The organism is Priestia sp. SIMBA_032 (genome assembly GCF_046535215.1).
GTDB lineage: Bacteria > Bacillota > Bacilli > Bacillales > Bacillaceae_H > Priestia > Priestia aryabhattai.
The window spans coordinates 1-265 of record NZ_JAWRXD010000823.1; the positions used below are offsets into that span (position 1 = coordinate 1).

A 265-nucleotide genomic window follows, 5' to 3' on the forward strand; every position below is an offset into this window, starting at 1 on the left:
CATACGAATAACGGTTAATTTTTCTTTTTGTTTATTCTTCATCGCTTGTTTCATATCATCGTTTAAACGACCGAGAAGACTCATAACTTACACCCTCTCTTAGAATTTACGCTTTCTTGCCGCTTCAGATTTCTTCTTACGTTTTACACTTGGTTTTTCATAAAACTCGCGCTTTCTTGCTTCAGCAAGTGTACCAGTTTTAGAAACCGATCTTTTAAAACGGCGAAGTGCATCCTCCAAAGACTCGTTTTTACGAACGACTGTT

General features: G+C 37.4%; 1 protein-coding gene and 1 pseudogene. Both read right to left on the reverse strand.

The window, feature by feature from the left end; translation table 11 throughout:
• Positions 1–84, reverse strand: a pseudogene (locus SB717_RS36630) (GatB/YqeY domain-containing protein); the annotation flags it as partial.
• A gap of 15 nt (positions 85–99) precedes the next feature.
• Positions 100–265, reverse strand: a 166-nt coding sequence (gene rpsU / locus SB717_RS36635) for a 30S ribosomal protein S21 (protein ID WP_410907970.1), incomplete at its 5' end; no start/stop codon positions are given.